Origin of the sequence: Kitasatospora sp. NPDC056184 (assembly GCF_042268405.1) — a bacterium.
Lineage (GTDB): Bacteria > Actinomycetota > Actinomycetes > Streptomycetales > Streptomycetaceae > Kitasatospora.
In genome coordinates this window covers 1-26,009 of the sequence record NZ_JBHJUI010000037.1, presented here as the reverse complement: position 1 = coordinate 26,009, position 26,009 = coordinate 1, and the positions used below count along the sequence as shown (strand labels likewise).

At 76.1% G+C, this 26,009-nt stretch carries 15 protein-coding genes; 11 read left to right on the top strand and 4 right to left on the bottom strand.

Going from position 1 to position 26,009, the window contains the following annotated elements; translation table 11 throughout:
• Nucleotides 1-114: 114 nt before the first annotated feature.
• The 3 genes from ACFC0B_RS38195 to ACFC0B_RS38185 all read left to right on the top strand — a co-directional run bounded on the left by ACFC0B_RS38195 (nucleotide 115) and on the right by ACFC0B_RS38185 (nucleotide 9,106).
• Nucleotides 115-7,335 carry an amino acid adenylation domain-containing protein gene (locus ACFC0B_RS38195; protein WP_376097248.1) on the top strand — a complete coding sequence of 2,407 codons (7,221 nt, stop codon included), beginning with the start codon at nucleotides 115-117 and terminating at the stop codon, nucleotides 7,333-7,335.
• 110 nt (nucleotides 7,336-7,445) lie between these two features.
• Nucleotides 7,446-7,643: an MbtH family protein gene (locus ACFC0B_RS38190; protein ID WP_376097245.1), complete on the top strand. Its 198-nt coding sequence runs from the start codon at nucleotides 7,446-7,448 to the stop codon at nucleotides 7,641-7,643.
• Nucleotides 7,640-9,106: a DHA2 family efflux MFS transporter permease subunit gene (locus ACFC0B_RS38185; RefSeq protein WP_376097242.1), complete on the top strand. Its 1,467-nt coding sequence runs from the start codon at nucleotides 7,640-7,642 to the stop codon at nucleotides 9,104-9,106. The genes ACFC0B_RS38190 and ACFC0B_RS38185 overlap by 4 nt, the downstream gene beginning before the upstream one ends.
• Before the next feature lie 102 nt (nucleotides 9,107-9,208).
• Here the strand turns inward: ACFC0B_RS38185 and ACFC0B_RS38180 are convergent, their stop codons facing one another.
• Together ACFC0B_RS38180 and ACFC0B_RS38175 are read right to left on the bottom strand one after the other, a co-directional pair.
• A complete protein-coding gene (locus ACFC0B_RS38180; protein WP_376097239.1) occupies nucleotides 9,209-9,553 on the bottom strand; it encodes a hypothetical protein in 345 nt (114 codons plus the stop codon).
• A 114-nt stretch (nucleotides 9,554-9,667) separates the two neighbouring features.
• Nucleotides 9,668-10,648: a GNAT family N-acetyltransferase gene (locus tag ACFC0B_RS38175; protein ID WP_376097236.1), complete on the bottom strand. Its 981-nt coding sequence runs from the start codon at nucleotides 10,646-10,648 to the stop codon at nucleotides 9,668-9,670.
• A gap of 147 nt (nucleotides 10,649-10,795) precedes the next feature.
• Between ACFC0B_RS38175 and ACFC0B_RS38170 the strand changes: the two genes are divergently transcribed.
• Nucleotides 10,796-10,918 (top strand): hypothetical protein, encoded by a 123-nt coding sequence (locus ACFC0B_RS38170; protein WP_376097233.1) that lies wholly within the window; start codon nucleotides 10,796-10,798, stop codon nucleotides 10,916-10,918.
• 190 nt (nucleotides 10,919-11,108) lie between these two features.
• The gene (locus tag ACFC0B_RS38165) at nucleotides 11,109-11,606 is read left to right on the top strand and encodes a beta-class carbonic anhydrase (protein WP_376097230.1); all 498 of its coding nucleotides are present in this window, start codon (nucleotides 11,109-11,111) and stop codon (nucleotides 11,604-11,606) included.
• 77 nt (nucleotides 11,607-11,683) lie between these two features.
• Here the strand turns inward: ACFC0B_RS38165 and fes are convergent, their stop codons facing one another.
• The gene (gene fes / locus ACFC0B_RS38160; RefSeq protein ID WP_376097227.1) at nucleotides 11,684-12,868 is read right to left on the bottom strand and encodes an enterochelin esterase; all 1,185 of its coding nucleotides are present in this window, start codon (nucleotides 12,866-12,868) and stop codon (nucleotides 11,684-11,686) included.
• A 102-nt stretch (nucleotides 12,869-12,970) separates the two neighbouring features.
• On the bottom strand, nucleotides 12,971-15,142 hold the full coding sequence (gene fhuB, locus ACFC0B_RS38155) for a Fe(3+)-hydroxamate ABC transporter permease FhuB (protein ID WP_376097224.1): 2,172 nt from the start codon (nucleotides 15,140-15,142) through the stop codon (nucleotides 12,971-12,973).
• Between the two features lie 155 nt (nucleotides 15,143-15,297).
• Between fhuB and ACFC0B_RS38150 the strand changes: the two genes are divergently transcribed.
• The 6 genes from ACFC0B_RS38150 to ACFC0B_RS38125 all read left to right on the top strand — a co-directional run.
• On the top strand, nucleotides 15,298-16,353 hold the full coding sequence (locus ACFC0B_RS38150) for an ABC transporter substrate-binding protein (RefSeq protein ID WP_376097221.1): 1,056 nt from the start codon (nucleotides 15,298-15,300) through the stop codon (nucleotides 16,351-16,353).
• Nucleotides 16,354-16,430: 77 nt separating this feature from the next.
• Entirely contained in the window at nucleotides 16,431-17,234 is an 804-nt protein-coding gene (locus ACFC0B_RS38145) for an ABC transporter ATP-binding protein (protein WP_376097218.1), read from the top strand.
• Between the two features lie 183 nt (nucleotides 17,235-17,417).
• Entirely contained in the window at nucleotides 17,418-18,671 is a 1,254-nt protein-coding gene (locus ACFC0B_RS38140) for a PQQ-dependent sugar dehydrogenase (RefSeq protein ID WP_376097215.1), read from the top strand.
• Between the two features lie 174 nt (nucleotides 18,672-18,845).
• On the top strand, nucleotides 18,846-19,700 hold the full coding sequence (locus tag ACFC0B_RS38135) for a DUF4132 domain-containing protein (RefSeq protein ID WP_376097212.1): 855 nt from the start codon (nucleotides 18,846-18,848) through the stop codon (nucleotides 19,698-19,700).
• Nucleotides 19,697-24,862, top strand: coding sequence for a hypothetical protein (locus ACFC0B_RS38130; RefSeq protein ID WP_376097209.1), 5,166 nt, complete (start codon nucleotides 19,697-19,699; stop codon nucleotides 24,860-24,862). The genes ACFC0B_RS38135 and ACFC0B_RS38130 overlap by 4 nt, the downstream gene beginning before the upstream one ends.
• Nucleotides 24,859-26,009: AAA family ATPase (locus ACFC0B_RS38125; RefSeq protein WP_376097206.1), on the top strand; the 1,151-nt coding region annotated here is incomplete at its 3' end. The genes ACFC0B_RS38130 and ACFC0B_RS38125, both read left to right, overlap by 4 nt.

The following is a 26,009-nucleotide window of genomic DNA, read 5'->3' as shown; positions in this document are numbered from 1 at the left end:
CGTCAGGGCCCGCCTCCCGGCGAGCTGTTGACCAGACGATATGCAGATAGCTTAGGCTAACCTAAGTAGGCAGTAGGCGTTCCGTTGCGCCGGACCCGAGGAGCTCTCAGAACCATGCGTCGCCACCAGGCCGCGTCCGACCCCGTCGCCGTCCCCGCCGCAGCCGACGTACCGCTGCTCGCCACCCAGGCGGCGATCTGGTACGCCCAGGCGCTCGACCCCGACAGCCCGGTCTACAACACCGGCGACGCCGTCGAGATCACCGGCCCGCTCGACGCCGAGCTCTTCGAGACCGCCCTGCGCCGGGCCGTGGGCGAGGCCGACGCGCTCGCCGCCGTCGTCGTCACCGACGACGGCGGCTCGGAAGCCCCGCACCAGCGCCTCACCCCCGACCGCCCCTGGCCCCTGCACCACCTCGACCTGCGCACCGACGCCGACCCCGAGGCCACCTCCGAGGCCTGGATGCGCGCCGACCTCGCCCGCCCCGTCGACCTCGCCGAGGGCCCGCTGTTCACCCAGGCCCTCATCCGCCTCGCCGACGAACGCCACTGGTGGTACCAGCGCGTCCACCACCTCGCCGTCGACGCCTACGCGCTCACCCTCCTCACCGGCCGGGTCTCCGAGCTCTACACCGCGCTCGCCGCCGGCACCCGCCCCACCGACCGCACCTTCGCCACCCCGGCCGAGGTCGCCGCCGAGGAGGCCGCCTACCGGGCGAGCCGGGACCACGCCGCCGACCGCGAGTACTGGCGCGCCCGGCTGGAAGGCGCCGACGCCCCCGCCACCCTCCCCGGCGGCACCCCCGCAGGCCCCGCCGGACTGCCGCGCCTCGCCGCCGAACTGCCCGCCGGCACCCTGGCCCGCCTGGAGGCCGCCGCCAAGGCCGCCCGCGCCACCTGGGCCGAGCTCGTGATCGCCGCCACCGCCGGCTACCTGCACCGCCTCGCCGGCACCGAGGACGTCGTGCTCGGCCTGCCGCTCGCCAACCGCCGAGGCCCCGCCGCCCTGCGGACCCCGATCGCCACCGCCAACGTCCTGCCGCTGCGCCTCGCCGTGCGGCCCCGCGACACCGCCGCCGAACTCCTGCGCCGCGTCGTCCTGGAGGTCCGCGACGTCCGCCGCCACCAGCGCTACCCGCTGGAGGACCTGCGCCGCGACCTCGCCCGGACCGGCAACCGCCGCGCCCTGTTCGGACCGATGGTCAACATCAAGGCCTTCGAGGGCGACCTCGACCTCGCCGGCCTGCCCGCCACCGTCCGCAACCTCGCCGCCGGCCCCGTCGACGATTTCGCCCTCGCCGTCTCACCCGGCCCCGGCGGCGCCCTGCGGATCGGCCTCGAAGCCCACCCCGACCACTACGGCGCCGACGCGCTCGCCGCCCACCGCGACGGCCTGCTGCGCTACCTCGACGGCCTCGCCGCCCTGCTGCTCGACGACCCGCACACCCCGATCGCCCGGATCGACCTGCTCGACGAGGACGCGCTGCGCCGCGCCACCACCGGCCGCACCGAGCCCGCCGCCACCCGCACCGTGCCCGAACTGCTCGCCGAGCAGGCCGCCCGCACCCCGGACGCGATCGCCCTGCGCAGCGGCGCCACCGCCCTCACCTTCGCCGAACTCGACGCCGCCGCCACCCGCCTGGCCCACCGTCTCGCCGCCCTCGGCGCCGGCCCCGGCACCCCGGTGGCCCTCGCCATGCCGCGCGGCGCCGACACCCTGGTCGCCATGTTCGCCGTGCTCAAGGCCGGCGGCGCCTGCCTCTCGCTCGACCTCGCCCACCCCCGGCAGCGGATCGCCGACATCCTCGACGACACCCGCCCGGTCTGCGCCGTCGGCACCGCCGAGGCCCTCGCCGCCCTCCCCGGCGCCGCCGACCGGCCCGCCGTCGCCCTCGACGACCCGGCCGTGCGCGCCGAACTCGCCGCCCTCCCCGCCGCCGCGCTGCCCGCCCCCGACCCGGCGCACACCGCCTACCTGCTGCACACCTCCGGCTCCACCGGCCGCCCCAAGGGCGTCGTCGTCACCCACGCCTCGCTCGCCAACCTGCACGCCGGCCACGGCGAGGACCACATCGCCCCCGCCGTCGCCCGCACCGGCCGCGCCCGCCTGCGCATCGCCCACAGCGCCTCCTTCGCCTTCGACGCCTCCTGGGACCCGGTGCTGTGGATGCTCCACGGCCACGAACTCCACCTGCTCGACGACGACACCTACCGCGACCCGGCCGCCCTCACCGCCCACGTCCACCGCGAGCGGATCGACTACCTCGACGTCACCCCCTCCTACCTCGACGTCCTGCTCGCCGAGGGCCTGCTGGCCGAGGACCGGCACCGCCCCGCCGTGATCGCGGTCGGCGGCGAGGCCACCCCCGACCCGCTCTGGCGCCGCCTCGCCGCCGTCGACGGCCTCGCCCCCGTCAACCTCTACGGCCCCACCGAGACCACCGTCGACGCCTACTCCTGGACCCCCGGCCCGGACGGCACCCCCGTCGGCCGCGTCGTGCGCGGCTCGCGCGCCTACGTCCTCGACGGCTCGCTGCGCCCCGCCCCCGACGGCGCCACCGGCGAGCTGTACGTGGCCGGCGCCTGCCTGGCCCGCGGCTACCTCGGCCGCCCCGACCTCACCGCCGAGCGCTTCCTCGCCGACCCCTACGGCCCGCCCGGCAGCCGGATGTACCGCACCGGCGACCTCGCCCGCCGCCGCGCGGACGGCACCCTGGAGTTCCTCGGCCGCGCCGACGACCAGGTCAAGATCCGCGGCTTCCGGATCGAGCCCGGCGAGATCGCCGCCGTCCTCGGCGAACTCCCCGGCGTCGACCGGGCCGTGGTCATCGCCCGCCCCGGCCCGCAGGGCAAGCGCCTGCTCGGCTACGCCGTCCCCGCCGCCGGTGCCGCTCTCGACGGGGCCGCGCTGCGCTCCGCCCTGGCCGCCCGGCTGCCCGAGCACCTGGTGCCCGCCGCCGTCCTCGTCCTCGACGACCTGCCGCGCACCGGCAACGACAAGCTCGACCACCGCGCCCTGCCCGAGCCCGGGTCCACCGCCGCCGCCGACGGCGCCGCGCCCGCCACCCCGCAGGAGGAGATCATCTCCGGGCTCTTCGCCGACCTGCTGGACCGCAACGAACTGCCCTCCCGCGAAGCCGACTTCTTCGACCTCGGCGGCCACTCCCTGCTGGCCGGCCGGCTCGCTGCCCGGCTGCGCGAGACCCTCGGGGCGGCCATCGGCTTCGCCGACGTCTTCCGCAACCCCACCCCGGCCGCCCTCGCCGCCCTGCTGCGCGAGCGCTCCGCCCCCGAGCCGCGCCCCGCCCTGGTCCCCGTCGAGCGCGCCGGGCGCCTGCCGCTGTCCCCGGCCCAGCGCGGCCTCTGGTTCCACTACCGGCTCGAAGGCCCCAGCCCCACCTACAACATCCCGCTCGCCCTCACCCTCACCGGCCCGCTCGACCGCGACGCGCTCGCGCTCGCCGTCACCGACCTCGCGGCCCGGCACGAGACCCTGCGCACCGTCTACGGAGAGTCCGCCGACGGCGAGCCGTACCAGCGGATCCTGCCGCCCGCCCCGGTCGAGCTGCACACCGGCACCGGCGCCAGCGCTGGTACCGGCACCGGCGCCGGCCCGCTCGCCGAGGCCGTCCGCCACGCCTTCGACCTCGGCGCCGAACCCCCGCTGCGGGCCACCCTGTTCAGCGAGGACGAAGGCCGCCACACCCTCCTCCTGCTGCTCCACCACATCGCCGGCGACGGCGCCTCCACCACCCCGCTGGCCCGCGACCTCGCCACCGCCTACGCCGCCCGCCTGGCCGGCCGCGCCCCCGAACTTCCGGCGCTGGAGGTTCAGTTCGCCGACCACGTGGCCTGGCAGGCGCAGCTGCTCGGCACCGCCGACGCCCCCAGCCCGCTCGCCGTCCGCCAACTCGACCACTGGCGCAAGACGCTGGCCGGCCTGCCCGACCAGCTCGACCTGCCCACCGACCGCCCCCGGCCCGCCGTCGCCGCCCACCGCGGCGCCACCGTGCCGTTCCACCTCGACGCCGACGCCCACGCCGCGCTGGCCGCGCTCGCCCGCGCCACCGGCACCAGCGTGTTCACCGCCGTCCAGGCCGGCCTCGCCGCGCTGCTCGCCCGGCACGGCTGCGGCACCGACATCCCGATCGGCACGCCCGTCGCCGGCCGCGACTCCGACGAAACCGCCGCCCTGGTCGGCTACTTCGTCAACTCCGTGGTCCTGCGCACCGACGTCTCCGGCGAGCCGACCTTCCGCGAACTGCTCGGCCGCGCCCGCACCGCCGTGCTCGGCGCCCACGACCACGCCGACCTGCCCTTCGACCGCCTGGTCGAGGAGCTGAACCCGCCCCGTTCGCTCGCCCGCCACCCGCTGTTCCAGGTCATGCTCGCCTGGCAGTCCGTCCCCGACCGGGAGTTCGAGCTCGGCGGCGGCCTCACCGCCGCCATCGCCGCGATCCCCTCCGGCACCGCCAAGTTCGACCTCACCCTCAACGCGGGCGAACGGCGCGAGGGCGGCATCGCGGGCTTCCTGGAGTACCGCACCGACCTCTTCGACGAGGCCACCGTCCAGGCCCTCGCGGAGCGCCTGGCCCGGCTGCTCGCCGCCGCCGCCGGCGCGCCCGACACCGTCGTCGGCCGGCTCCCGCTGATCAGCGCGGAGGAGCACCACCGCGCCCTGGTCGAGTGGAACGGAACCCCCGTCGGCTCGGTCCCGGGCGCCACCCTGCCCGAGCTCTTCGAGGCCGCCGCCCTCGCCAACCCCGCCTCGGTCGCGGTCAGTTGCGGCGGCGATTCGCTCGGCTACGCCGAACTCGCCGCCCGCGCCGACCGGCTGGCCCGGCTGCTGGCGGCCCGCGGCATCGGCCCCGGCACCATCGTCGCGCTCGCCCTGCCGCGCTCGCTGGACCTGGTCGTCGGCCTGCTCGCGGTCGCCAAGTCCGGCGCCGCCTACCTGCCGCTCGACCCCGAGTACCCGGCCGACCGGCTCGCCTACATGCTCGCCGACGCCGCCCCCGCCGCGCTGATCACCGACCGTGCCACCGCGCCCCGGATGCCCGACCACCAGGTGCCGCAACTCCTGGTCGACGGCGGCGAGTCGGACGGCTTCCCGGCGACCCCGCTGGCCCAGCACGAGCGCACCCGGCCGCTCCGGGCCGAGGACACCGCCTACGTCATCTACACCTCCGGCTCCACCGGCCGTCCCAAGGGCGTGCCGGTCACCCACCACAACGTGGTCCGGCTGTTCTCCGCCACCGAACACTGGTTCGGCTTCGGCGCCGAGGACGTCTGGACGCTCTTCCACTCCTACGCCTTCGACTTCTCGGTCTGGGAGCTGTGGGGCGCCCTGCTGCACGGCGGCCGGCTCGTCGTCGTCCCGCACCTGGTCAGCCGCGACCCGGCGGCCTTTCTTGACCTGCTCGCCCGCGAGCGGGTGACCGTCCTCAACCAGACGCCCTCCGCCTTCTACCAGCTCAGCGCCGCCGACCGGGAGAACCCGGGCAGCGAACTGGCCCTGCGCTACGTGGTGTTCGGCGGAGAGGCGCTCGAACTCGGCCGCCTCGACGACTGGTACGAGCGGCACGCCGACGACGCGCCGACCCTGGTCAACATGTACGGCATCACCGAGACCACCGTGCACGTCTCCTACATCGCCCTCGACCGGGCGAGCGCCGCCGCCGGCACCAGCAGCACCATCGGCGTCAACATCCCCGACCTGCGCGTCTACGTCCTCGACCCGTACCTGCGGCCCGTCCCGCCCGGCGTCACCGGCGAGATGTACGTCGCCGGAGCGGGCCTCGCCCGCGGCTACCTCGGCCGTCCCGCGCTCAGCTCCGAGCGCTTCGTCGCCGACCCGTACGCCGAGCTGTTCGGCGAGCGCGGCACCCGGATGTACCGCTCCGGCGACCTCGCCCGCCGCCGCGCCGACGGCGTCCTGGAGTACTTCGGCCGGGCCGACCAGCAGGTCAAGATCCGCGGCTTCCGGATCGAACTCGGCGAGATCGAGGCCGTGCTGGCCGCCCACCCGGCCGTCGCCGACGCCGCCGTGATCGTCCGCGAGGACGTGCCCGGCGACAAGCGCCTGGTCGGCTACGCGGTCCTCGCCCCCGGTGCGGAGCAGGCGGTCGCCGAGGACCTGCGGGCCCGCGCCGCCGCCGACCTGCCCGTCCACATGGTCCCGTCCGCGGTCGTGCTGCTGGAGCGCCTCCCGCTCACCGCCAACGGCAAGCTCGACCGGCGCGCCCTGCCCGCCCCCGACGCCCCCGAGACCGGTGCCGGGCGGCCCCCGCGCAATCCCCGCGAGCAGCAGCTCTGCGAGCTGTTCGCCGAGGTCCTGGGCGTCCCCGCGGTCGGCGTCGAGGACGACTTCTTCGCCCTCGGCGGCCACTCCCTGCTGGTCGTCCGGCTCGCCGGGCGGATCCGCGCCGTGCTCGGCCTGGAGGTCGGCATCGGCACGCTGTTCCAGGCGCCCACCGTCGCCGCGCTGGACGCCGCGCTCGCCGCCGACGCCCCCGGCGCCGACGCGCTGGACGTCCTGCTGCCGCTGCGGCCCACCGCCCCCGGCCGGCGCAACCCGCTGTTCGCCGTCCACCCGGCCGGCGGGCTCAGCTGGTGCTACACCGGCCTGATCCGCAACCTCCCGGCCGACGTGCCGATCTACGGCCTCCAGGCGCAGGGCGTCGGCGCCGCCACCGCCGGCGAGCCGCTGCCCGCCACGATGGAGGAGCTGGCCGCGCACTACGTCGACCGGCTGCGGGAGGTCCAGCCCGAGGGCCCGTACCGGCTGCTCGGCTGGTCCACCGGCGGCATCATCGCCCACGCGATGGCCGCCCGGCTGCAGGAACTCGGCCACGGCGTCGAGCTGCTGGCGGTGCTCGACGCCTACCCGGCCGAGGGCTTCCGCGACCTGCCCGTCCCGGACCAGGCCGAGGCCCTGGAGGCGCTGCTCACCATGGGCGGCTACGGGCCGGCGGACCTCGACGGCCGGCCGCTCGAACTCGCCCACGTCACCGAGCTGCTGCGGCGCGAGGGCAGCCCGCTGGCCGGCCTGGACGACGCCACCGTCGAGGCGCTGAACCGGATCTACCTCCACATCAACCACCTGGTGCGCGGCTACGACCACCGCCGCTTCGAGGGCGACGTGCTGTTCTTCCGCGCCACCGTCGACACCATCGACGACACCCTGGTGCCGGAGCTGTGGACGCCGTACGTGGCCGGGCGGATCGACAACACGAACGTCGCCTGCTCGCACAAGGACATGACGCTGCCCGAGCCGATCGCGCACATCGCGGGCGTCGTCGCGGACCACCTCACCGCTCTCGACTCCCGCGCCTGACAGCTGACAGATAACAGATGACGGATGACAGCTGACAGATTTTGACATCTGTCAGCTGTCATCCGTCAGCCGCCCACCGACTACCCCGCCCCGTCTGGAGAACCCATCCCATGAGTGACGCCCCCGCCAATCCCTTCGACGGCGACGGCGAGTTCCTCGCGCTCGTCAACGACGAGGGCCAGCACTCGCTCTGGCCGGCCTTCGCCGCCGTCCCGGCCGGCTGGACCGTCGCCCACGGGCCGTGCGAGCGCGCCGCCGCCCTCGACTGGATCACCGCCCACTGGGCCGACCTCGACCCGGCCCGATGAGCCAGGCGGACACCCAGCCCGGCCCCGGCCCCGGCCCCGGCCCCGGCGCCCCGCCCGGGCCCGCCGCCGCTCCGGCGCGCCCGCTCTTCGCCGGGCGCCTCGCCGTGGTGCTCGTCTACACGGCCGCGATGTGCATGAACGGCCTGGACTCGACGATCGTCAACCCGGCCCTGTTCACCATCGCCGGGGACTTCGGCCGCCCGGTCTCCGCCGCCAACGCGGTGGAGACCGCCTTCCTGGTCGGCCTCGCCGTCGGCCTCCCGGTGGCCGGCTGGCTCGGCGACCGGTTCGGTGTGCGCCGGGTCTTCCTCGGCTCGCTCGCCGTCTTCACCCTGGCCAGCGCGCTGTGCGCGGCCGCGCCCGGCCTCGGCGCGCTCACCGCCGCCCGCGCGGTCCAGGGCGTGGCCGGCGGCCTGCTCACGCCGGTCGGCATGACCCTGCTGTTCCGGGCCTTCGAGCCGCACGAGCGGGCCGGCCTCGGCAAGGTGCTGATCGTGCCGACGGCGCTGATGCCCGCGCTCGGCCCGCCGCTCGGCGGCCTCCTCACCGAACACCTCTCCTGGCACTGGCTGTTCCTGGTCAACGTGCCGATCGGGGTGGCCGCCGTGCTGACCGGCCTGTTCGGGCTGCGCGACCAGGACGAGCCGTCGGCCGGACGCTTCGACACCACCGGTTTCCTGCTCGCCACCCCCGGCCTCGGCCTGCTCGCCTACGCGCTCGGCTTCGGCCCCGCGCACGGCTGGGGCTCCCCGGCGGTGGCGGTGTCCGGGGTGCTCGGCGCGCTGCTGCTGGGCTTCGCCGTCCGCCACCAACTGCGCACCGAGGAACCGCTGGTGGACCTTCGCCTGCTCGCCGACCGGGCCTTCGGCGCGGCGAGCTGGCTGGCCCTGCTGACCGCCGCCGGCCTGATGGGCGCGCTGTTCGCCTTCCCGCTGCTGTACCAGGCGGCGCTCGGCGCCTCGGCGCTGGACGCGGGCCTGAGCGTCTTCCCCGAGGCGATCGGTCTGATGGCCGCCTCGCAGGTGGTCGACCGGCTGCTGCCCAGGCTCGGCCCGCGCCTGCTGGCGCTGCCCGCCCTGCTGCTGGCGGCCGTGGTGCTGGCCGCGCTGGCGGTGCCCGGCGTCGGCGAGAACGCCTGGGCCGTGCGGGCGCTGATGTTCGGCGTCGGCCTGATCCTGGGCACCGCCGTGCTGACCGTGCAGATCGCCGGGTTCGCGGACGTGCCGCCGCCCGCGATGGGCCGGGCGATGGGCCTGTTCACCATCGTCCGCACCCTCGGCGGCGCCTTTGGCATCGCCGGTGCGGCGGCCCTCATCGGCGCCCTCTCCGAGGACGGTGTCCACGCCACGGACCCCGGCCCCTACCGGGTCGCCCTGCTGGCCACGGCGGCCGCCGTCGCCCTCGGCGCCCTGGTCGCGGCCCGCCTCCCGAAGGAGCCCCCCGGCCCGCCGCCGATGGACTGACCGTGCCGGACGGCCGACGGCCCGCCGCCCTTCCCGGGGCGGCGGGCCGTCGTGCCGGGTGCCCCGTGCCGGGTGCCCCGTGCCGGGTGCCCCGTGCCGGGCTCACACGGGTCGCGGCAGATCGATCTTCTCCCGCTTGTAGGCGCCGATCACCTCGATGCCCTTGGTCCCCCGGATGCCGTCCAGCGGCAGCGCCTCGGTGTACGGAGCGGTGACGGGCAGCTGGATGCCGGAGGGCAGCGAGCCGGTCACCTCGATGCCCCAGTACTCCGGCTGTCTGATGTAGACCAGCGGGACCAGGCGGACCGTCATGTTCTCGTAGGGCTTCTGCCCGCTGACGATGAGGATGAAGGTGTCCGGGACGATCCCGGGCACCGCCTTGGCCTCGTCGAAGTCGATCAGGCGCACTGATTCCGGCCCCGGTCGCTGGCCGAAGTCCTCCGTCATGGTGACCCCTTTCGTCGCCGAGTGTCATGAATTGATCACTCGTTGCGCAGGGTAGTCGAGGGTGGCCGGCGAACCGGACGTCCAACACGCCGTCGCCCCCGGCGGGCGTCGCGCTCAGAGCTCCCTGACCAGCCGGCGGCGGCCCGGACCCCACCGGTAGCCGAGCGCGGTGTTCACGGCGACCATCGGCGCGTTGCCGGTCTCGACCTCGGTGTGCGCCGTCCGCACGCCGTGCGCGGCGAGGTGGCGGGCGGCGTGCAGCTTGAGGGTCCGGGCCAGGCCGCGGCCGCGCCAGGGGCGCAGCACCCCGGTGTAGTGGACGTGGCAGGCGTGCGGGTCGGGGTCGGCGTGCACGACGGTGGCGCCGACGATGCGGCCCGTGCACTCGGCGGTGAACACCCAGTCCGGCCGCCCGGCGGGGCCGCCCAGGGTCTCGGCGCGCCACTGCGCGAACTCCGGGAGGGCCTCGGCGAACCCCGGGTTGTCGCGCAGGGTCTCCCGGTAGAGGCGGTGGAGCTGCTGTTCGGGTTCGGGCGCGGTGGTGGTGGCGAGGGTGTCCAGGTGCAGGCCGGGTGGCGCCTGCGGGGCGGGCAGGTGCGGCCCCACGGCGGCGACGGCCGACCGGACGTGGGCGTCCACCCGGTAGCCCCGGCCCAGCAGCAGGCCGGCCAGGTCGGACGGGCACGTCCCGTGGGTGTGGCCCGACTCCTGGCCCCGGTCCGGGAGTTCGCCGAGCAGCCGGGAGGCGCCGGCCTCGCGTGCCCAGCGCTCCAGCCCGTCGTACAGCGGCAGCAGCCAGGCCGGGGCGCGTCCGGGCGCGCTGACGACGAGCGAGGCGAGGTCGCCGGGCAGCGTCCAGGGCGCCCGCCAGGCGGTGGCGTAGGCCAGCAGGTCCCCGGAGGGGCCGGGCTGGACCAGGCGGACCCGGCCGTGCCCGGTGAGCCGCCCCCGGTGATCGGTGGAGAGGTCGTCCGCGCCCGGCAGCGCGGCGTCCTGTTCCCGGAGTTCGGCCGCCGTCACGGTCTCGGGCCCGTCGGCGGACAGCAGTTCGGCCAGCGCGGGGTAGTCGCCCCCGGGCCGGAACGGGCGGATCACCCGTGGCCGCCGCAGAAATGATAGTCGGTCACATGTGACATCGTACTGATGTCGGGTCGGCCCCGCCCAGCTTTTCCCGAAGCGGCCGCCGCCCGGCCGGTGCGATCGGCGGGCGGCCGCCGGCACGGTCACCCGATGGGTTGGAGAATGCCGGATTCCCGGGCGGGCGGCCGTGGCGGGCAGTACGGTGCCCGCATGACCGTGCTCGTCCGCCGTCGTCACATCGACTTCGGCCGCATCCACTCCACCGGCTGTCCGGTCATCGTCTGATCGTTCGATCGCCCGGCCCGTCCGGCCGCGCCGCCCCACGGGGCTGCGCCGCCGCGGCCGTCGTTCCACCTCGCCGGGGAGCACCGTCGACGCGCGCGCATCCAGGTCGGCTCAGCGGCCGCGCGCCCGGATGCCCGTACGCGTCCCCGGCCGACCACGATCCGATCCCCCGAAGGGACAGCCGTCCGCCATGACCGACACCGCCACCGACCACTACCTGCGCAACAACGCCGGCTACGCCGCCGCCTTCGACGGGCCGCTCCCGCTCCCGCCGGCCCGCCGCACGGCCGTCCTGGCCTGCATGGACGCCCGGCTCAACGTCTACGGCGCGCTCGGCCTTGCCGAGGGCGACTCGCACGTGATCCGCAACGCCGGCGGGGTGGCGACCGACGACGCCATCCGCTCGCTGGCGATCAGCCAGCGGCTGCTCGGCACGCAGGAGATCATCCTCGTCCACCACACCGACTGCGGCATGCTCACCTTCGGCGACGACGCCTTCCGCGAGTCGATCCGGGAGGAGACCGGCGTCAAGCCGCCGTGGGCGGCCGAGGCCTTCGCCGACGTGGAGGCGGACGTCCGCCAGTCGGCGGCCCGGATCCGCACCAGCCCCTTCGTCCCGCACACCGGCGCGGTGCGCGGCTTCGTCTTCGACGTCGCGACCGGGCTCCTCAAGGAGGTCGTGCTCTGACCCCCCGGGGGCCCGGGCCCGCGAGCCCCCGGGCCCCCAGGGCCCCAGGCCTTCGACCGGGGGCCCCGACCCGGTCGTCAGCGCCCCTGCGGCCCGTCCGGGCCCAGCAGGTGCACCAGGCCGTCGGCCAGCCCGCCGCGCCAGCAGGCGTAGTCGTGGCCGCCGTTGAACTCGCGGTAGGCGAGGTCGTAGCCGCGGGCGGTCAGCACGTCGCGCAGGTGGCGGTTCTGGGTGAGCAGCATCCACTCCTGGAGGCCGACCTCGACCCAGAACCGGGCGGTGCCGCGCTCGGCGGCGGCGAACCGACGCGTCAGCCACTCGCTCCCGCTGTCGAACTCGGTGCCGTCCGGCCACCAGAACGAGCCGGACTGCGACAGCGCGTTGCCGAACCGGGCGGGGCGGCGGAAGGCCGCGAACGCGGCGGTGAGGCCGCCCGCGCTCTGCCCGGCGATCACGGTGCGCGCCGGGTCGGCGGTGGCCCGGTGCTCGGCGGCGGCCCAGGGCAGGATCCGGTCGGCGAGCAGGTCGACGAAGTCCGGGTTGCAGCTGAGGTCGTCCGGCCGGCCGGGGCCCATGGTGTGCACGAACAGGGCGACGGTCGGCGGGAGGAGGCCCTCGGCCGTCAGATTGTCCAGGGTGTCGCCGAAGGACAGCACCTCGCCCCACATCTCGCCGTCCAGCAGGACCAGTACGGGGTACGGGCCGGCGTCGGCGCGGTGCCCGGCGGGCAGGTGCACGTCGATCCGCCGCCCCGCCGCCTCGGCGCGCACGGTGCGGCCGCGGGGCACGTCCGCACGCCGCCCCGCGTACGGCTGGGCGGGCGCCTCGGGCAGCGCGAGCACCGAGGAGGGGTGGCGGCCGTCCCGGGCGGGCAGCAGCTCCCCGGCGCCGTGCGGGTCGGGGCGCGCGCCGTCCAGGACCCGCAGCCAGTCGGCCCGCCGGGTGCCGGGGACGGTGCCGCGCACCGGGTACAGCTGGTAGGAGGCCCGGTGGTCGGCGCGCAGCCGGTAGGTGCGCGACCAGCCGCCGGCCCGGCGCTCCATCAGGTGCGGGGTGAGGTCGCCGGCGTGCCGGTCCTTGTCGGTGACGGTGTGGACGAGGGCGAGCACGCCGTCGTACGGCTCCTCGCCCGGTTCGTCGCGCAGCACGAAGGTCACCCGCCGGTAGGCCGGGTCGTCGGGGTCGGGGTCGACCAGCGGCGCGCCCTCGGCGGCGACCCGGGCCCAGAACCCGTCACCGGTGTCCGGCTGTTCACTCTGCACGGAAAGAACTCCTCGATGGTCGGGCGGGGTCGGTCGGGCGGGTTCGGTCGGGTGGGGGCCGTGGGGCGGGGACTGCGAGGCGGGGGCCGTGGGGCGGGTCGCTCAGGCGGGGTTGCCCTTGCGGCCGAGCAACACCCAGAGCAGGAAGGGGCCGCCGAGCACCGTGGTGACGATGCCCACCGGGATCTCGACGCCGGAGATGAGCACCCGGCCGAGGGTGTCGGCCAGCACGATCAGCACCGCGCCGACCAGCGCCGAGCCGAGCACCGGGACGCGCGCCGGGCCGGCCAGCCGTCCGGCGACCACCGGCGCGGCCAGTGCGACGAAGCCGACCGGCCCGCAGATCCCGACGGCGAGCCCGGCCAGCGCCACGGCGAGCAGCAGGCAGGCGAGCCGGACCCGGCCGGGGTCGACGCCGAGCGAGGACGCCACGTTGTCGTCGAACCGCAGGACGGCCAGCCGGCGGGCCACCACCAGGGCGAGCGGCACCAGTACGGCCAGGCCGATCAGCACCGGCGTGGCCACCTCGTAGTCGCGCCCGTTGAGGCTGCCGGAGGTCCAGACGTACAGCGAGGACGCCGAGCTGAGCGAGCGCCGGGCCATCGCCACCTGGATCACGGCGGAGGCGAGCGCCGACATGGCCAGGCCCACCACCAGCACCCGGTAGCCGCGCGCGCCGAGGCCGCCGGAGACGAGGGTGACCACGGCGACGGCGACCAGCGCGCCGATCGGCCCGGCCCACCAGGCGCCGAACGTGCCGGAGGCGGTGACCGAGATGAGCACGGCGGCGGTGGCGCCGTCGTTGACGCCGAGCAGTTCGGGGGTGGCGAGCCGGTTTCGGGCCAGCGTCTGGGTGAGGCAGCCGGCCAGGCCGAGGGCGGCCCCGGCGGCGAGGCCCGCGACGATCCGGCCGAGCCGGAACTTCTGCACCAGCAGCACGTCGAGGCGCTCGCCGTAGCCGAAGACGGCCTGGAAGGTGCGGCCGAGGCCGAGTTCGCTCTGGCCGGCGTGCGCGGAGACCACCACGGCGGCCAGCAGCGCGGCGGCGAGGCCGAGCGCGGCCAGCGCCGAGCGGCGGGGGAGCAGGACGGACAGCGCGCCGCGCCGGATCACCAGGTCGGGCCGGGGCGGCTTCTCCTCCGGGTGGCCGTGGCGGCCGGAGGACCCGGCGGGCGCGGTGTCGGTCATGCCGAGCGCGGCCATCCGCCGGGAGCGGACGATGGCGATCAGGGTGGGTGCGCCGATCAGCGCGACGATCACCGAGACCGGGGCCTCGAACGGGCGGGCCACCACCCGGGCGAGCACGTCGGCGCCGGTCAGCACGGCCGCGCCGACGAGTCCGGCGAGCAGGGTGAGCCGGCCGACCCGGGGCCCGGCGGCGGCGCGGGCCAGGAAGCCGGCGAGCAGGCCGAGGAAGGAGATCGGCCCGGCGAGCGCGACGGCGGAGGCGGTGAGCAGGGTGACGGCGAGGGCGACGGCGGCACGGGTGGCGCCGGGGCGGTGGCCGAGGCCGCGGGCGAGGTCGTCGCCGAGCGCGAGCGCGGACAGCGGCCGGGTGGTGAGCAGGGCGACCACGAAGCCGACGCCGAGCACCGGGGCGAGCTGGCGCAGCGTCGTCCAGCCCTCCACGCCGGCCAGCGAGCCGAGCACCCAGACCCGGTAGCGGTCGTACGCCTCGGGGGAGTTGACGATCAGTACGCCGGTCAGGCCGCCGAAGGTGGCGCCGACGGCGGAGCCGCCGAGGACGAGCCGCATCGGGGAGCCGCCGCCCCGGCTGCCGGCGATCGCCAGGACCAGCCCGCTGGCGAGCACGGCGCCGCCGAAGGCGAAGGCGAGGTAGCCGTAGGAGGTCTGGACGCCGAGCACCGCGACGCCGAGCACGACGCCGAGCGAGGCACCGGCGTTGACGCCGAGCAGGCCGGTCTCGGCGAGCGGATTGCGGGTGACGGCCTGGAGTTGGGCGCCGGCCACGCCGAGGGCGGCGCCGACCAGCAGGGCGGTCAGGGTGCGGGGCAGCCGCAGGTCGCCGACGACCAGGGCGAGCCGGCTGTCGGCGCGGGCGCCGTCGGTGTCGAGGAGGTAGTCCAGCACCCGGCCGGGGCCGATCTCGCCGGCGCCGACGGACAGCGAGAGGGCGGTGAGCGCGAGCAGGGCGGCGAGGATGCCGCCGACGGCGGCCCAGGAGGTGCGGCGCGACCGTTCGGCCGCCGGCGGGGCGGGGGCGGGGGGATCCGCGTCGGCCGCCTCGGCGGTACCCACTTGCGACAATGTCATAAGGTAAGGCTAACCTAATGGTCATCGCGGTCGGACAGGTGTCCGGCCCTGCGCCGGATCCGTCCGGATCGTCCAGGTGTACGGCACCGCACCACCGTTCCACCGCACCACCGTCCGCAACCGCCCGTCTGCAACACCCCTGCCCGGAGGCCTCCATGTCGACCCCCCAGAGCCCGCTCAGCCCCGCCCGCCGCCGCGCGGTCCAGGCGCTGGCCGCCACCGGGGCGGCCGCGCTCCTGCTCGTCGGCTGCGGCTCGTCCGGCTCCTCCGACAAGGGCTCCTCCTCGGAGCAGAACTCGCCGTCCGCCAACGCCTCCGCCAACGCCTCCGCCTCCGCGGGAGCCCCGGCGGCCGACGCGGCCGGCGGCAAGCGGACCGTCAAGGACGCCACCGGTACGGCCGTCGAGATCCCCGCCGAGCCGAAGCGCATCGTCACCCTCACCCAGGAGGACCTCGACGCGGTGCTCGCCCTCGGCCTCAAGCCGGCCGGCATCACCAACGGACAGGGCCTCAGCGAGCCGCCGGCGTACCTGAAGGACAAGGTCCAGGGCATCCCGGTGGTCGGCAACCTGCTCCAGCCCGTGATGGACAAGGTGATCGCCGCCAAGCCCGACCTGATCCTGGCCGGCGACATGCAGGACCAGCAGGTGCTCAAGCAACTGCGCGAGATCACCCCGGCCACCCTGGTCACGATGGCCCCGACCGACGACTGGAAGCTCTCCTTCCGCGGCATCGGAAACGCCGTCAACAAGCTCGACCAGGCGAACAAGGTCATCGCCGACTACGACGCCAAGGCCGCCAAGGCCGGCGGCGAGCTCGGCGAGAACAAGGGCAAGGCCGTCTCGATCGTCCGCTGGAACCCGACCGGCCCCAGCTGGATGGAGAAGAAGCAGTTCGCCAGCGGCGTCGCCCTCGACATGGGTCTGACCCGCCCGCAGGCCCAGGACAAGGACGGCAACGCCCACACCCCGGCGCTGAGCCTGGAGAAGATCAACGAGATCGACGGCGACTGGCTGTTCCTCTCCACCCTCACCGACGACGGCAAGGCCGCGCTGAAGGACGTCCAGTCCAAGCCCGCCTACCAGGAGCTGAACGCGGTGAAGAACAACCACACCGTGACCGTCGACGGCTCGGTCTGGTCGACCCGCGGCGGCCCGCTCGCGGCCGACGCGGTGATCGGCGACATCAGCAAGGCGCTCGGCGCCAAGTGACCGCCGGCGGCGGGCGCCCCCCTCACCGGGCGCCCGCCGCTCGGTTCGTTCCCCCCTCCCAACCGAAGGAACCCGCCATGGAGTTGACGGTCGAGGGCCTGACGGCCGGGTACGGCCCCGGACGCCCGGTGCTGGGCGGCGTGGACCTCACCGTGCCCGGCGGGCAGGTGGTGGCGATCGTCGGCCCCAACGGCTGCGGCAAGTCCACCCTGCTGCGCTCGATCGCCCGCCTCCACCGGCCGGACTCCGGACGGGTGCTGGTCGGCGGCGAGGACATCTGGAAGCTGCGGCCCCGCCAGGCCGCCCACCGGGTGGCGCTGCTGCCGCAGAGCCCGCAGGCGCCGGAGGCGGTCACCGTGGCCGGGCTGGTCCGCTACGGCCGCCACCCGCACCAGGGCCTGTTCCGGCAGTGGTCCGCCGACGACGAGCGGCTCACCGCCGAGGCGCTGCGGGCCACCGGCGTCGAGGAGTTCGCCGACCGGCGGCTCGACCGGCTCTCCGGCGGGCAGCGGCAGCGCTGCTGGCTCGCCATGGTGCTGGCCCAGGACGCCCCGGTCGTGCTGCTCGACGAGCCGACCAGCGCCCTCGACCTCGGCCACGCCGTCGAGGTGCTGGAGCTGGTGCGCGAGGTCGCGGCGGGCGGGCGCACCGTCGTCATGGTGCTGCACGACCTGGCGGCGGCGGCCCGCTACGCCGATCTGGTGGTGGCGATGCGCGGGGGAGAGGTGATCGCCTGCGGTCCGCCGCGCGAGGTGGTGGACGCGCCGCTGGTGCGGGCGCTGTACGACGTGGACAGCGATGTGCTCGCGGCGCCCGGGGACGGCGCGCCGGTGATCGTCCCGCGCGCGGGGACCCGGTCGGCGGTCTCCCCGGCCGGCTGACGGCGGGTCCGCCCGCGCCCTCCCGGGTGCGCCCGGGACCGCCGCGATCCGCCCGGGTCCCCCGGACGGCCGGGCGGGAGCGGCAGGTTGCGGCCGGGGCCGGGCCGGGTGTGGTCTGCTGGACGGGCGTCCGCCGGGCGTCCGCGCCGCCGCCGCGCCCGCCGCTTCCGGGAGAGGTCACCGATGCCCCGTCGATCCGCCGCCCTGTTCGCCGCCCTCGTCCTCGGCTCGGCCGTCACCGCCGGCTGCTCCTCGGCCGCGAGCCCCGGGCGCGCCGGAGGGCCGCCCGCGACGTCCGCGCCCTCCACGCCCTCCACGCCCTCCGCGACGTCCGCGACGTTCGCGACCCCTTCGCCCTCCTCGACGTCCGTGGCCGCCGCGCCTTCCACCGCGAGCCCGGCGTCGGCTCCCGCGCAGACCCCGACCCCGGGCGCGCCGGTCTCGGTGGACGTCACGGGCACCGTCACCGACGGACTCGCCTCGCCCTGGGGTCTGGCCGTCCTGCCGGACGGCGACCTGCTGGTCTCCGAGCGCGACGACGCCCGGATCCTGCGCGTCTCGGCGAAGGACGGCGGCCGGACCGAGGCCGGCACCGTGCCCGGCGTCACCGACGGCGGCGAGGGCGGCCTGCTCGGCCTCGCCCTCTCGCCCGGATTCGCCTCCGACCACCGGGTCTACGCCTACTTCTCGACCGCCTCCGACAACCGGATCGCCCGCCTCGACTACGACCCGTCCCGGCCCGCTGGATCCCAACTCGGAGACTCTGTCGTCCTGTTGAGCGGCATCCCGCACGGCTCCCGGCACAACGGCGGCCGGATCGCCTTCGGCCCCGACGGCTTCCTCTACGCCGGCACCGGGGACGCCGGCGAGCGGCCGCTCGCCCAGGACCGCGACTCGCTCGGCGGCAAGATCCTGCGCCTGACCCCGGACGGCGCCCCCGCCCCCGGCAACCCCTTCCCCGGCTCGCCGGTCTGGTCGCTCGGCCACCGCAACGTCCAGGGCCTCGCCTGGGATCCTCAAGGCCGGCTCTGGGCCTCGGAGTTCGGGCAGGACACCTGGGACGAGCTGAACCTGGTCGCGCCCGGCGGCAACTACGGCTGGCCGACCGTCGAGGGCGTCGCCGGCCGCCCCGGGTTCACCGACCCCGTCGCCCAGTGGCACCCCGCCGACGCCTCGCCGAGCGGCATCGCCCACGCCGCCGGGAGCGTCTGGACGGCCACCCTGCGCGGCGGGCGGCTCTGGCGGATCCCGCTCGACGGCGACCGGGCCGCCGCCGCGCCGCAGGAGTTCCTCTCCGGCGCGTACGGCCGCCTGCGCGCCGTGGCGGCCGACCGGGACGGCACCCTGCTGCTGCTCACGGACAACACCGACGGGCGCGGCGAGCCGCGTCCCGGCGACGACCGGATCCTGCGGCTGACGGTCGGTGTGGGCGGCTGACCGTCAACCGCGGGTGACCGTGAGCGACTTTGGATCACCTGTTCGAGTGGTTTGAACGCGGTTCGACCGGGGATCCACCGCTTCCTACCGCTCGGTACCCCTCCCTGCCGGTTCGGTTGTCAGTGTGTCCCGTTACGTTCCTCCCATCACTGACCAGCTGGGAGGAGAGCGGCCGTGGCGTGGGTGGAAACGGGAACGGGCGGCTACCAAGTCGCCTTCGACGAGGAGGGCAAGGTGGTCTGCCGCAACGCGGCCGGCCGCCTGCTGAAGGCCGTCCCGCCGAAGCTGAACGACGACCCGGTGGTCGTCGGCCTCAAGCAGCTCACCGAGTGGCTCGACGCGCACCGGCGCGGCTGCCTGGAGACCGTCGAGCGGTGGATGGTCCGCTCGCTGCCGGTGCCCGCCGCCGTCGTCACCGCCGTCTGGGCGGACGAGGCCTGGCAGGAGGTCCTGCGCGACCTGGTCGTCACCGGGCCGGACGGCGCCGTCGCCGGCTTCCTGCGCGGCGCCGACGCCGAGCGCGGCCTCGGCCTGGTCGACCTCGACGGGGACACCGTCCGCCTCACCGACGGCGAACTGCGGATACCCCACCCGGTCCTGCTGGAGGACCTCGACGAGCTGCGCGAGTTCGCCGTCGAACTCGGCGTCTCCCAGCAGGTCCAGCAGCTCTACCGGGAGGTCTGGCACCGGCCCGGCGACACCGCCGGCACCGAGGTCTCCACCTACGCCGGCGGGCACTACGCCGCGCTGCGCGACCTGCTCGGCCGCTGCGCCCGGCTCGGCTACCGGGTCCGCGGCGGACACGCCGTGCTGCCCGTCGTCGAGGACGGCCTCGCCCTGGAGGCCCGGGTCTGGGTCGGCGACTACTACGAGTACGACGAGTGCGAGACCGGCGCGCTCAGCTGGACCGGCCCGGACGGCAAGGTCCTGCCGCTGGCCGAGGTCGGACCGGTCGCCTGGTCCGAGGGGATGCGGATGGCCGCCGCACTGTACGCCGGCCGCACGATCGAAGGGGAGGAAGCCGCATGAGCACCACCACCGGACCCGACCGCACCGCCGGTGCGCCCGGCGACCACGCCCGCCACGAGCGGCTGCTGGAGTCCGGGGCGATCCTCGCCCCCGGCACCCTGTCCGGCGTCGGCACCCCCGACAGCGCCGCCGACGTCCTCACCGCCCGCACCTACGCCCACCCCGTCCTCGACGGGCGCCGGATCGTGCGCCTGGTGCCCGGTTCGCTCGGCCCCGCCGAGGACGCCGCCGTCGACTTCCTCGGCCTCACCCCGGCCACCGAGCCCGTGGAGGTCGGCCAGGTCCGCCAGGAGGCGCTCGGCTTCCCCGCCTGGGCGCTCGTCAACGACCCGGCCAACGGCCACCACGCGCTCGCCCTGGTCAAGGAGATGGAGCGGCTCGCCCGCCAGGCCAAGTCCAAGCCCGGCCACGCCAAGGACGGGTTCGACGAGCTGGCCGTGCGGCTCGGCCGCGCCGTCCCGCACTTCCTGCCCACCTACTGCGAGCAGGTCGGCCGGATCTTCCTCGAACAGGGCAACCAGACCTACGCCAGCACCTTCTTCGGCAAGGCCCGCGACGCCGAGCGCACCCACAACCTCGCCATCGACGAGGAGCGGCTGCGCGCCGTCTTCCTGGAGTTCGCCCTGGCGGGCGCGCTCAGCGTCAAGGCGCTGCGCCAGTACGTCAAGGAGCTGAGCGGCCGGCTCGACCCGCTGACCGCCTGGCAGCGGTTCCGCCAGCTGTGCACCGAGCGCTCCGCCGCCGGCATGGCCCCCTACGCCGGGGTCGCCGAGGACGCCCGCGCCCTGCTCAAGGCCGCCGGCCTGGACCGCGAGGAGCACGAGCGCGAGCTGCTCTCCGAACTGCTCGCCTCACCCGCCGTCAACCGGGCGCCCGGCACCTTCTGGACGGCCTGGCGCGGCGCCGTCGTCGCCCTCGGGCAGCGCGACGACGCCGTCCGCGCCCGGCTGCTGGAGCTGATGCCCGACCCGCCCGGCAACAACGACGCCGACGTCCAGGACGCCGCCTGGCTCGCCCTCCTCGCCGAGAGCGGCGCGGACCGGCTGCTCACCGACCCGCCCGCCACGGATGCGCCCGCCACGGACGCGGGCGCCGGCGAGGCCCCCGAGCCGGCCGCCGCCTGGCTGCGGCGCTGGACCAACCACGTCGGCCGCGGCTGGCGAGACCGGGGCCTGAACACCGAGACCGTCGGCCTGGTCACCCGCATGCTGGAGCGGCTGCGCGCCGAGGCCGTCCCGGTCGACCTCTTCACCGGGGTGCGCCGCAGCGCCACCCAGATCGAACTCCTCGACCTGCTGCTCGCGGAGGGCGTCCCGGTCGCCGACCCGGACGACGGCCACACCTTCCTCCTCCAGCACTGGGTCGCCGGCTCCTCCGCGACCGGCCGCACCCTGGCGGCCGTCGCCGCGGACCCCCGCTTCCGGCCCGCGCTGCGCGCCGCCGTCCCCGCCGTCTGGGACGCCGTGGACCGCCGCGGCCTGGCCGCCCGGCCGGTGCTGCGCGAGCTGTTCGTCGAGTGGTCCGACGCCCGCGTCGACGAACTGGAGGCCGTCCGCGGCCTGGAGAGCGCGGACGGGCTGCTGCGCGAGCTCGGCGCCCACCGCACCGGCATCCGCGACGAGAACCCGGCCGCCGCCCGGCGGATCGCCGACCTCGACGTGGCCGGGCTGCTCGCCCGCGCCCTGCGGGGCGGCATCCTCGACGAACTCGCCTGGCCGGCCCTGGAGGAGGCGCTCGCCAAGCTCGGCGCCGAGGGCGACGACACCCCCGGGTACGGCAACGGCCAGAGCCGCCCCAAGGGGCTGGTGCTGCAGGAGGCCTGGCCGAACCTGGTCCTCGCGCGCGGCAGCCAGGTCGTCGTGGCCGGACCGCAGGGCATCGTGCTCGAACACACCCTGCGCATCCCCGACAAGCTGGAGAGCCACCAGCACCCCCACTTCCGCTTCGCCGACGGCGAACTGCTGGTCATCTGGTTCCACGACGGCAAGCAGCACGCCTACTGGTCCGGCCGGCCCGCCGAGACCTTCGTCCTCGGCGGCGAGAGCATCGCCCGCTACTACGGCGGCAGCGACGAGATCGAGATGCCGAGCCTGCCGCTGCCCGGCGGCGGCCGCACCGGCGGCCACCGCCCGCTGCACGTCGGCGACACCCAGGTGTCCGACCAGGACCACGTCCTCACCGACGGCACCGGCCACTGGACCGCCCGCTGGGCCCGCGGCGGCAACGTGCTGCACGAACTCGACGCCGCCACCGGCACCCTGGGCCGCGCCTCCGAGCCGCCGCGGATCGCCGCGGGCGCCGCCGCGGGCCGCCTCGACATCGGCCGCACCCGGCTGCTGCCGCTCGTGCCGGGCCTGGAGGCCACCCCGCTCGGCACCGACGGCACCGTGCTCGGCAGCTGGCCGCGGGTCGACGTCCTCCGGATGACCACCGGCACCGCCGACGGCACCACGCTCGTCGTCCACAACACCCGGAACCAGACGCTGACGTACCCGCGCGGCCGGCTCACCCTGCCCGGCGGCGGCCGACCGGTCGTCCAGGACGGCAACGGCCACCACCTCGGCCTCGGCCTGCCCGCCGCGCACTCGGCGGCGGACGGCACCGTCACCGCGGACCCGACCGGCTACACCGCCGACCTCGAACCCGGCCGCCCCGGCGGCCTGGACGCCGCCGGCACCCCCATCGTGCTGCCGCTCGCCTTCTGGCACGCCCTGCGCCCGCGCGACGAGCAGGGCTCGGCGGTGCTGCGCGGCGTCACCGACGAGCAGGCCGCCCGCCTCGTCGACGCGGCCTGGCCGGTCGACGCCGAGCCCGTGCCCGCCGGGGAGCAGCGCTGGATCACCGTCCAGGGCGTCCGCCGCCCCGTCGTCAGCAGCGGCAAGTCGGTCGAGGAGCTCCCGCTCGACGCCGTCGCGCAGGTCCTGCCGGGCATCGCCCACCGACGGCTGCTGGCCGGCGTGACCGGCCTCGCCCGCACCGCCGCCGACCTGCTCGGCACGGTCGCCCGCTACCTGCCCCAGCCCGAGGACGCCTCCCGCACCACCGGCACCTCCGGCGCCCCCGAGTTCGCGTACCGGCCCGAGCACGGCACCGACCACGACCTCAGCGAGGCCGTCACCCTGCTGTTGCCCGGGACCGGAGGCTTCGGCCGCTCCTGGGAGCGCACCGTCAACTACCGCGTCCTCAACAACCTCCGGACCGTCACCGCCGTCCTCGCCGAGCCCCCCGCGGCCGACGGCGACGGCTGGAGCACCCCGCACCAGGTCGAGCTGCACGGCGACGACACCCACCACGGCTGGCTGCACGTCCTCGGCAGGCTCGGCACCCTCGCCTACGCGGCCGCCGCCCCGCTCACCTCCGACGAGCACCGCGCCTCGCTCGCGCTGCTGCTCACCGAGCTCACCGCCGGGCCGCTCGCCGACCGCGGCGCCACCCTGCGAGAGATCATCCTCTCCGAGCCGCTCGCCGACCCGAGCGCCGACCAGGGCAAGCACGAGCGCCGCGCGGGCCAGGTCTGGCGGCACGGCGAGCGCACCGTCGTCGTCCTCGGCTGCAGCCACCACCACGACGACAGGGTGTACTGGCTCGCCGTCGACCACGACCCGGGCGGTGCCTTCGGCCCGGTCGCCCACTTCGCCACCACCAGGGAGCGGACCACCGAGGAGACCGTCACCGCCGCGTGGGTCACCCGCTTCACCGCCCTGCTCGCCGAACACGGCGCCATCACCCACCGGGCCGACCGCGCCGCCGACTTCGGGGAGCGCACCGGCATCGGCACCGTCCGCTCCACCCTGCTGTTCAGCCCCACCTCCGCCCTCGTCCAGTGGTACGGCTCGCCGCTGCCCGCCGCGACGCTCAAGGAGTACGGCCTCAAGTCCGCCGAGGCCCGGGCCGCCCGGGACTGGCTGCGCGGGCGCGAGCGCGCCGCCGTCGCCGAGGTCTGGGCCGCGTTGCTGCCCGGGGACCCCGAGGACTTCTGGACCACCGGCCCGGACAGCGCCGCCGGCGCCGCCCGCTGGACGGAGCGCCTCGGCCGGGTCGTCACCCTGTCCGACGAGGACCAGGCCGCCGTCAGCGGCGCCGGCATCGAGCGGATCGAGGAGATCCTCAACCACCCGGCCACCCCGTGGCTCAGCCGCACCACCACCCAGCGGCTGCGCCCCCAGGGCGACGGCACCAAGCTCAGCCTGCTGCCCGCGGACGCGGACGCCGTCCCGGAGTACAGCACCCTCTCCGAGTTCGTCGACGCCCTCGCCTGGCTCGCGTACCGGCTGTCCTGGAACAGTCCGCTGCGCGCCCTGCTCGCCCCGGCCGTCCGGGCACTGCGCACCCGGCTGGCCGACCCGGGGCTGCTGCTCGCCTACGACCTGCGCCGCAACAGCAAGGGCGAGCCGCTCGCCGCGGTGCTGCGCACCCGCTACGGCCTGCCCGCCGAGGGCGGCGCCGACGCCGACGGACTGGTCCGCTGCGGCGAGGCCGTGGTGCTGTCGCCCGGCCACGACGACGCGGAGTACATCTGGTGGCGCCCGGCGGGCGTCGGCGGGCCGCAGGACCCGGCGCTGGAACTGCTCGCCGGCCTGGCCGAGAGCTACTGGCTCGCCCGCCAGAAGACCGTTCTCGCCGCCCTCCTCGACGGCGGCCTGGACCGGCTGGCCACGCTGCCGGAGCTCCCCGGGGAGGCCGCGGCCGCCGGCGACGGGGCCGACCACTGGCCCCACCACCCGCTGCTCAGCGTGCCGGAGCTGGTCACCGAGGTCGCCAAGACCCGGGAGCTCGGCGAGGACGCCGCCGTGCTCTACCTCCAGCTGCTCGCCCTGCCCGACCCCACCGACCGCAACGTCGCCCGCTGGACGGGCTGGAAGCCGGCCCGGCTGAAGAAGGCGCGCGCCGAACTCCTCGCCTCCGGACTGGTGGTGGAGGCCAAGCGGTCCCGCGCCGGGCGCACCCTCTTCCTGCCCTGCGGCTGGCAGGAGGCCAAGGCCCGCGGCCTGCCCGTCGAGACCTGGAAGGCGGGCCTCTACACCCTGCCCACCCACCACGCCGCACTGCCGCTGCTGCCCGTCCCGGAGCTGTTCACCCGGGCCTGGCAGCGCGTCACCGACGGGGACGCCCCCGGCTTCGAAGAGCTCCAGACCGGCAAGCGCAGGAAGGCCCGCCGATGACCACCACGACCACCACCACTGCCACGGCCACCGCCGCCGCACCGCCCGGGCCGGCCGCCCGGCAGGTCGTCCTGCCGGAGGAGAAGTACGCCGCCGAACTGGAGTTCCTCGCCGCCCACGACTCCGGTCCGCGCCCGCCCGGCTGGCGGCTCACCCCGCGCGCCGTGGTCACCTTCGTGATGGGCAGCGGCGGCGAGAAGCTCAAGGCCGGCCGGAAGAGCCTGGCGATCGAGCAGAAGTTCGTCGGCGAGCGGGCGCTGGTCGAGCGCTGCGTCGTCACCCTCGCCGGCGAGCGCGGCCTGCTGCTCGTCGGCGAGCCCGGCACGGCCAAGTCGATGCTCTCCGAACTCCTCGCCGCCGCCGTCTGCGGCACCAGCGCGCTCACCGTCCAGGGGACCGCCGGCACCACCGAGGACCAGCTCAAGTACGGCTGGAACTACGCGCTGCTGCTCGCCAAGGGCCCCAGCCGCGACGCCCTGGTGCCCTCCCCGGTGCTCACCGCGATGACCACCGGAGCGGTCGCCCGGGTCGAGGAGGTCACCCGCTGCCTGCCCGAGGTCCAGGACGCCCTGGTCTCGCTGCTCTCCGAGCGGCGGGTCGCCGTCCCCGAACTCGCCGGCACCCCCGACGGACAGCTGCCCGCCGTCCCCGGGTTCACCCTGATCGCCACGGCCAACCTGCGCGACAAGGGCGTCAGCGAGATGTCCGCCGCCCTCAAGCGACGGTTCAACTTCGAGACGGTCGGCCCGATCGGCAGCCTCGCCGCCGAGGTGGACCTGGTCCGCCGCCAGTCCACCGCCGCCGTCGCCCGCGCCGGCGCCGCCTACGCGGTGGACGACGCGGTGCTGGAGGCCCTGGTCACCGCCTTCCGCGACCTGCGCACCGGCCGCTCCACCGAGGGCTGGGACGTCGAGCGCCCCTCCACGGTGATGAGCACCGCCGAGGCGGTCTCGGTGGCCACCGCCCTCGGTGTCTCCGCCGCCTACCTGCCCGACGGCGGCGACCTGCTCGGCCGCCTCCCCGGCCAGCTCATCGGCGTCGTCCGCAAGGACGACCCGGCCGACGCCGCCCGGCTGCTCGGCTACTGGGACGGACCGGTCCGCCGCCGTGCCGAACAGGGCGCCGCCACCTGGCGCACCCTCTGGGA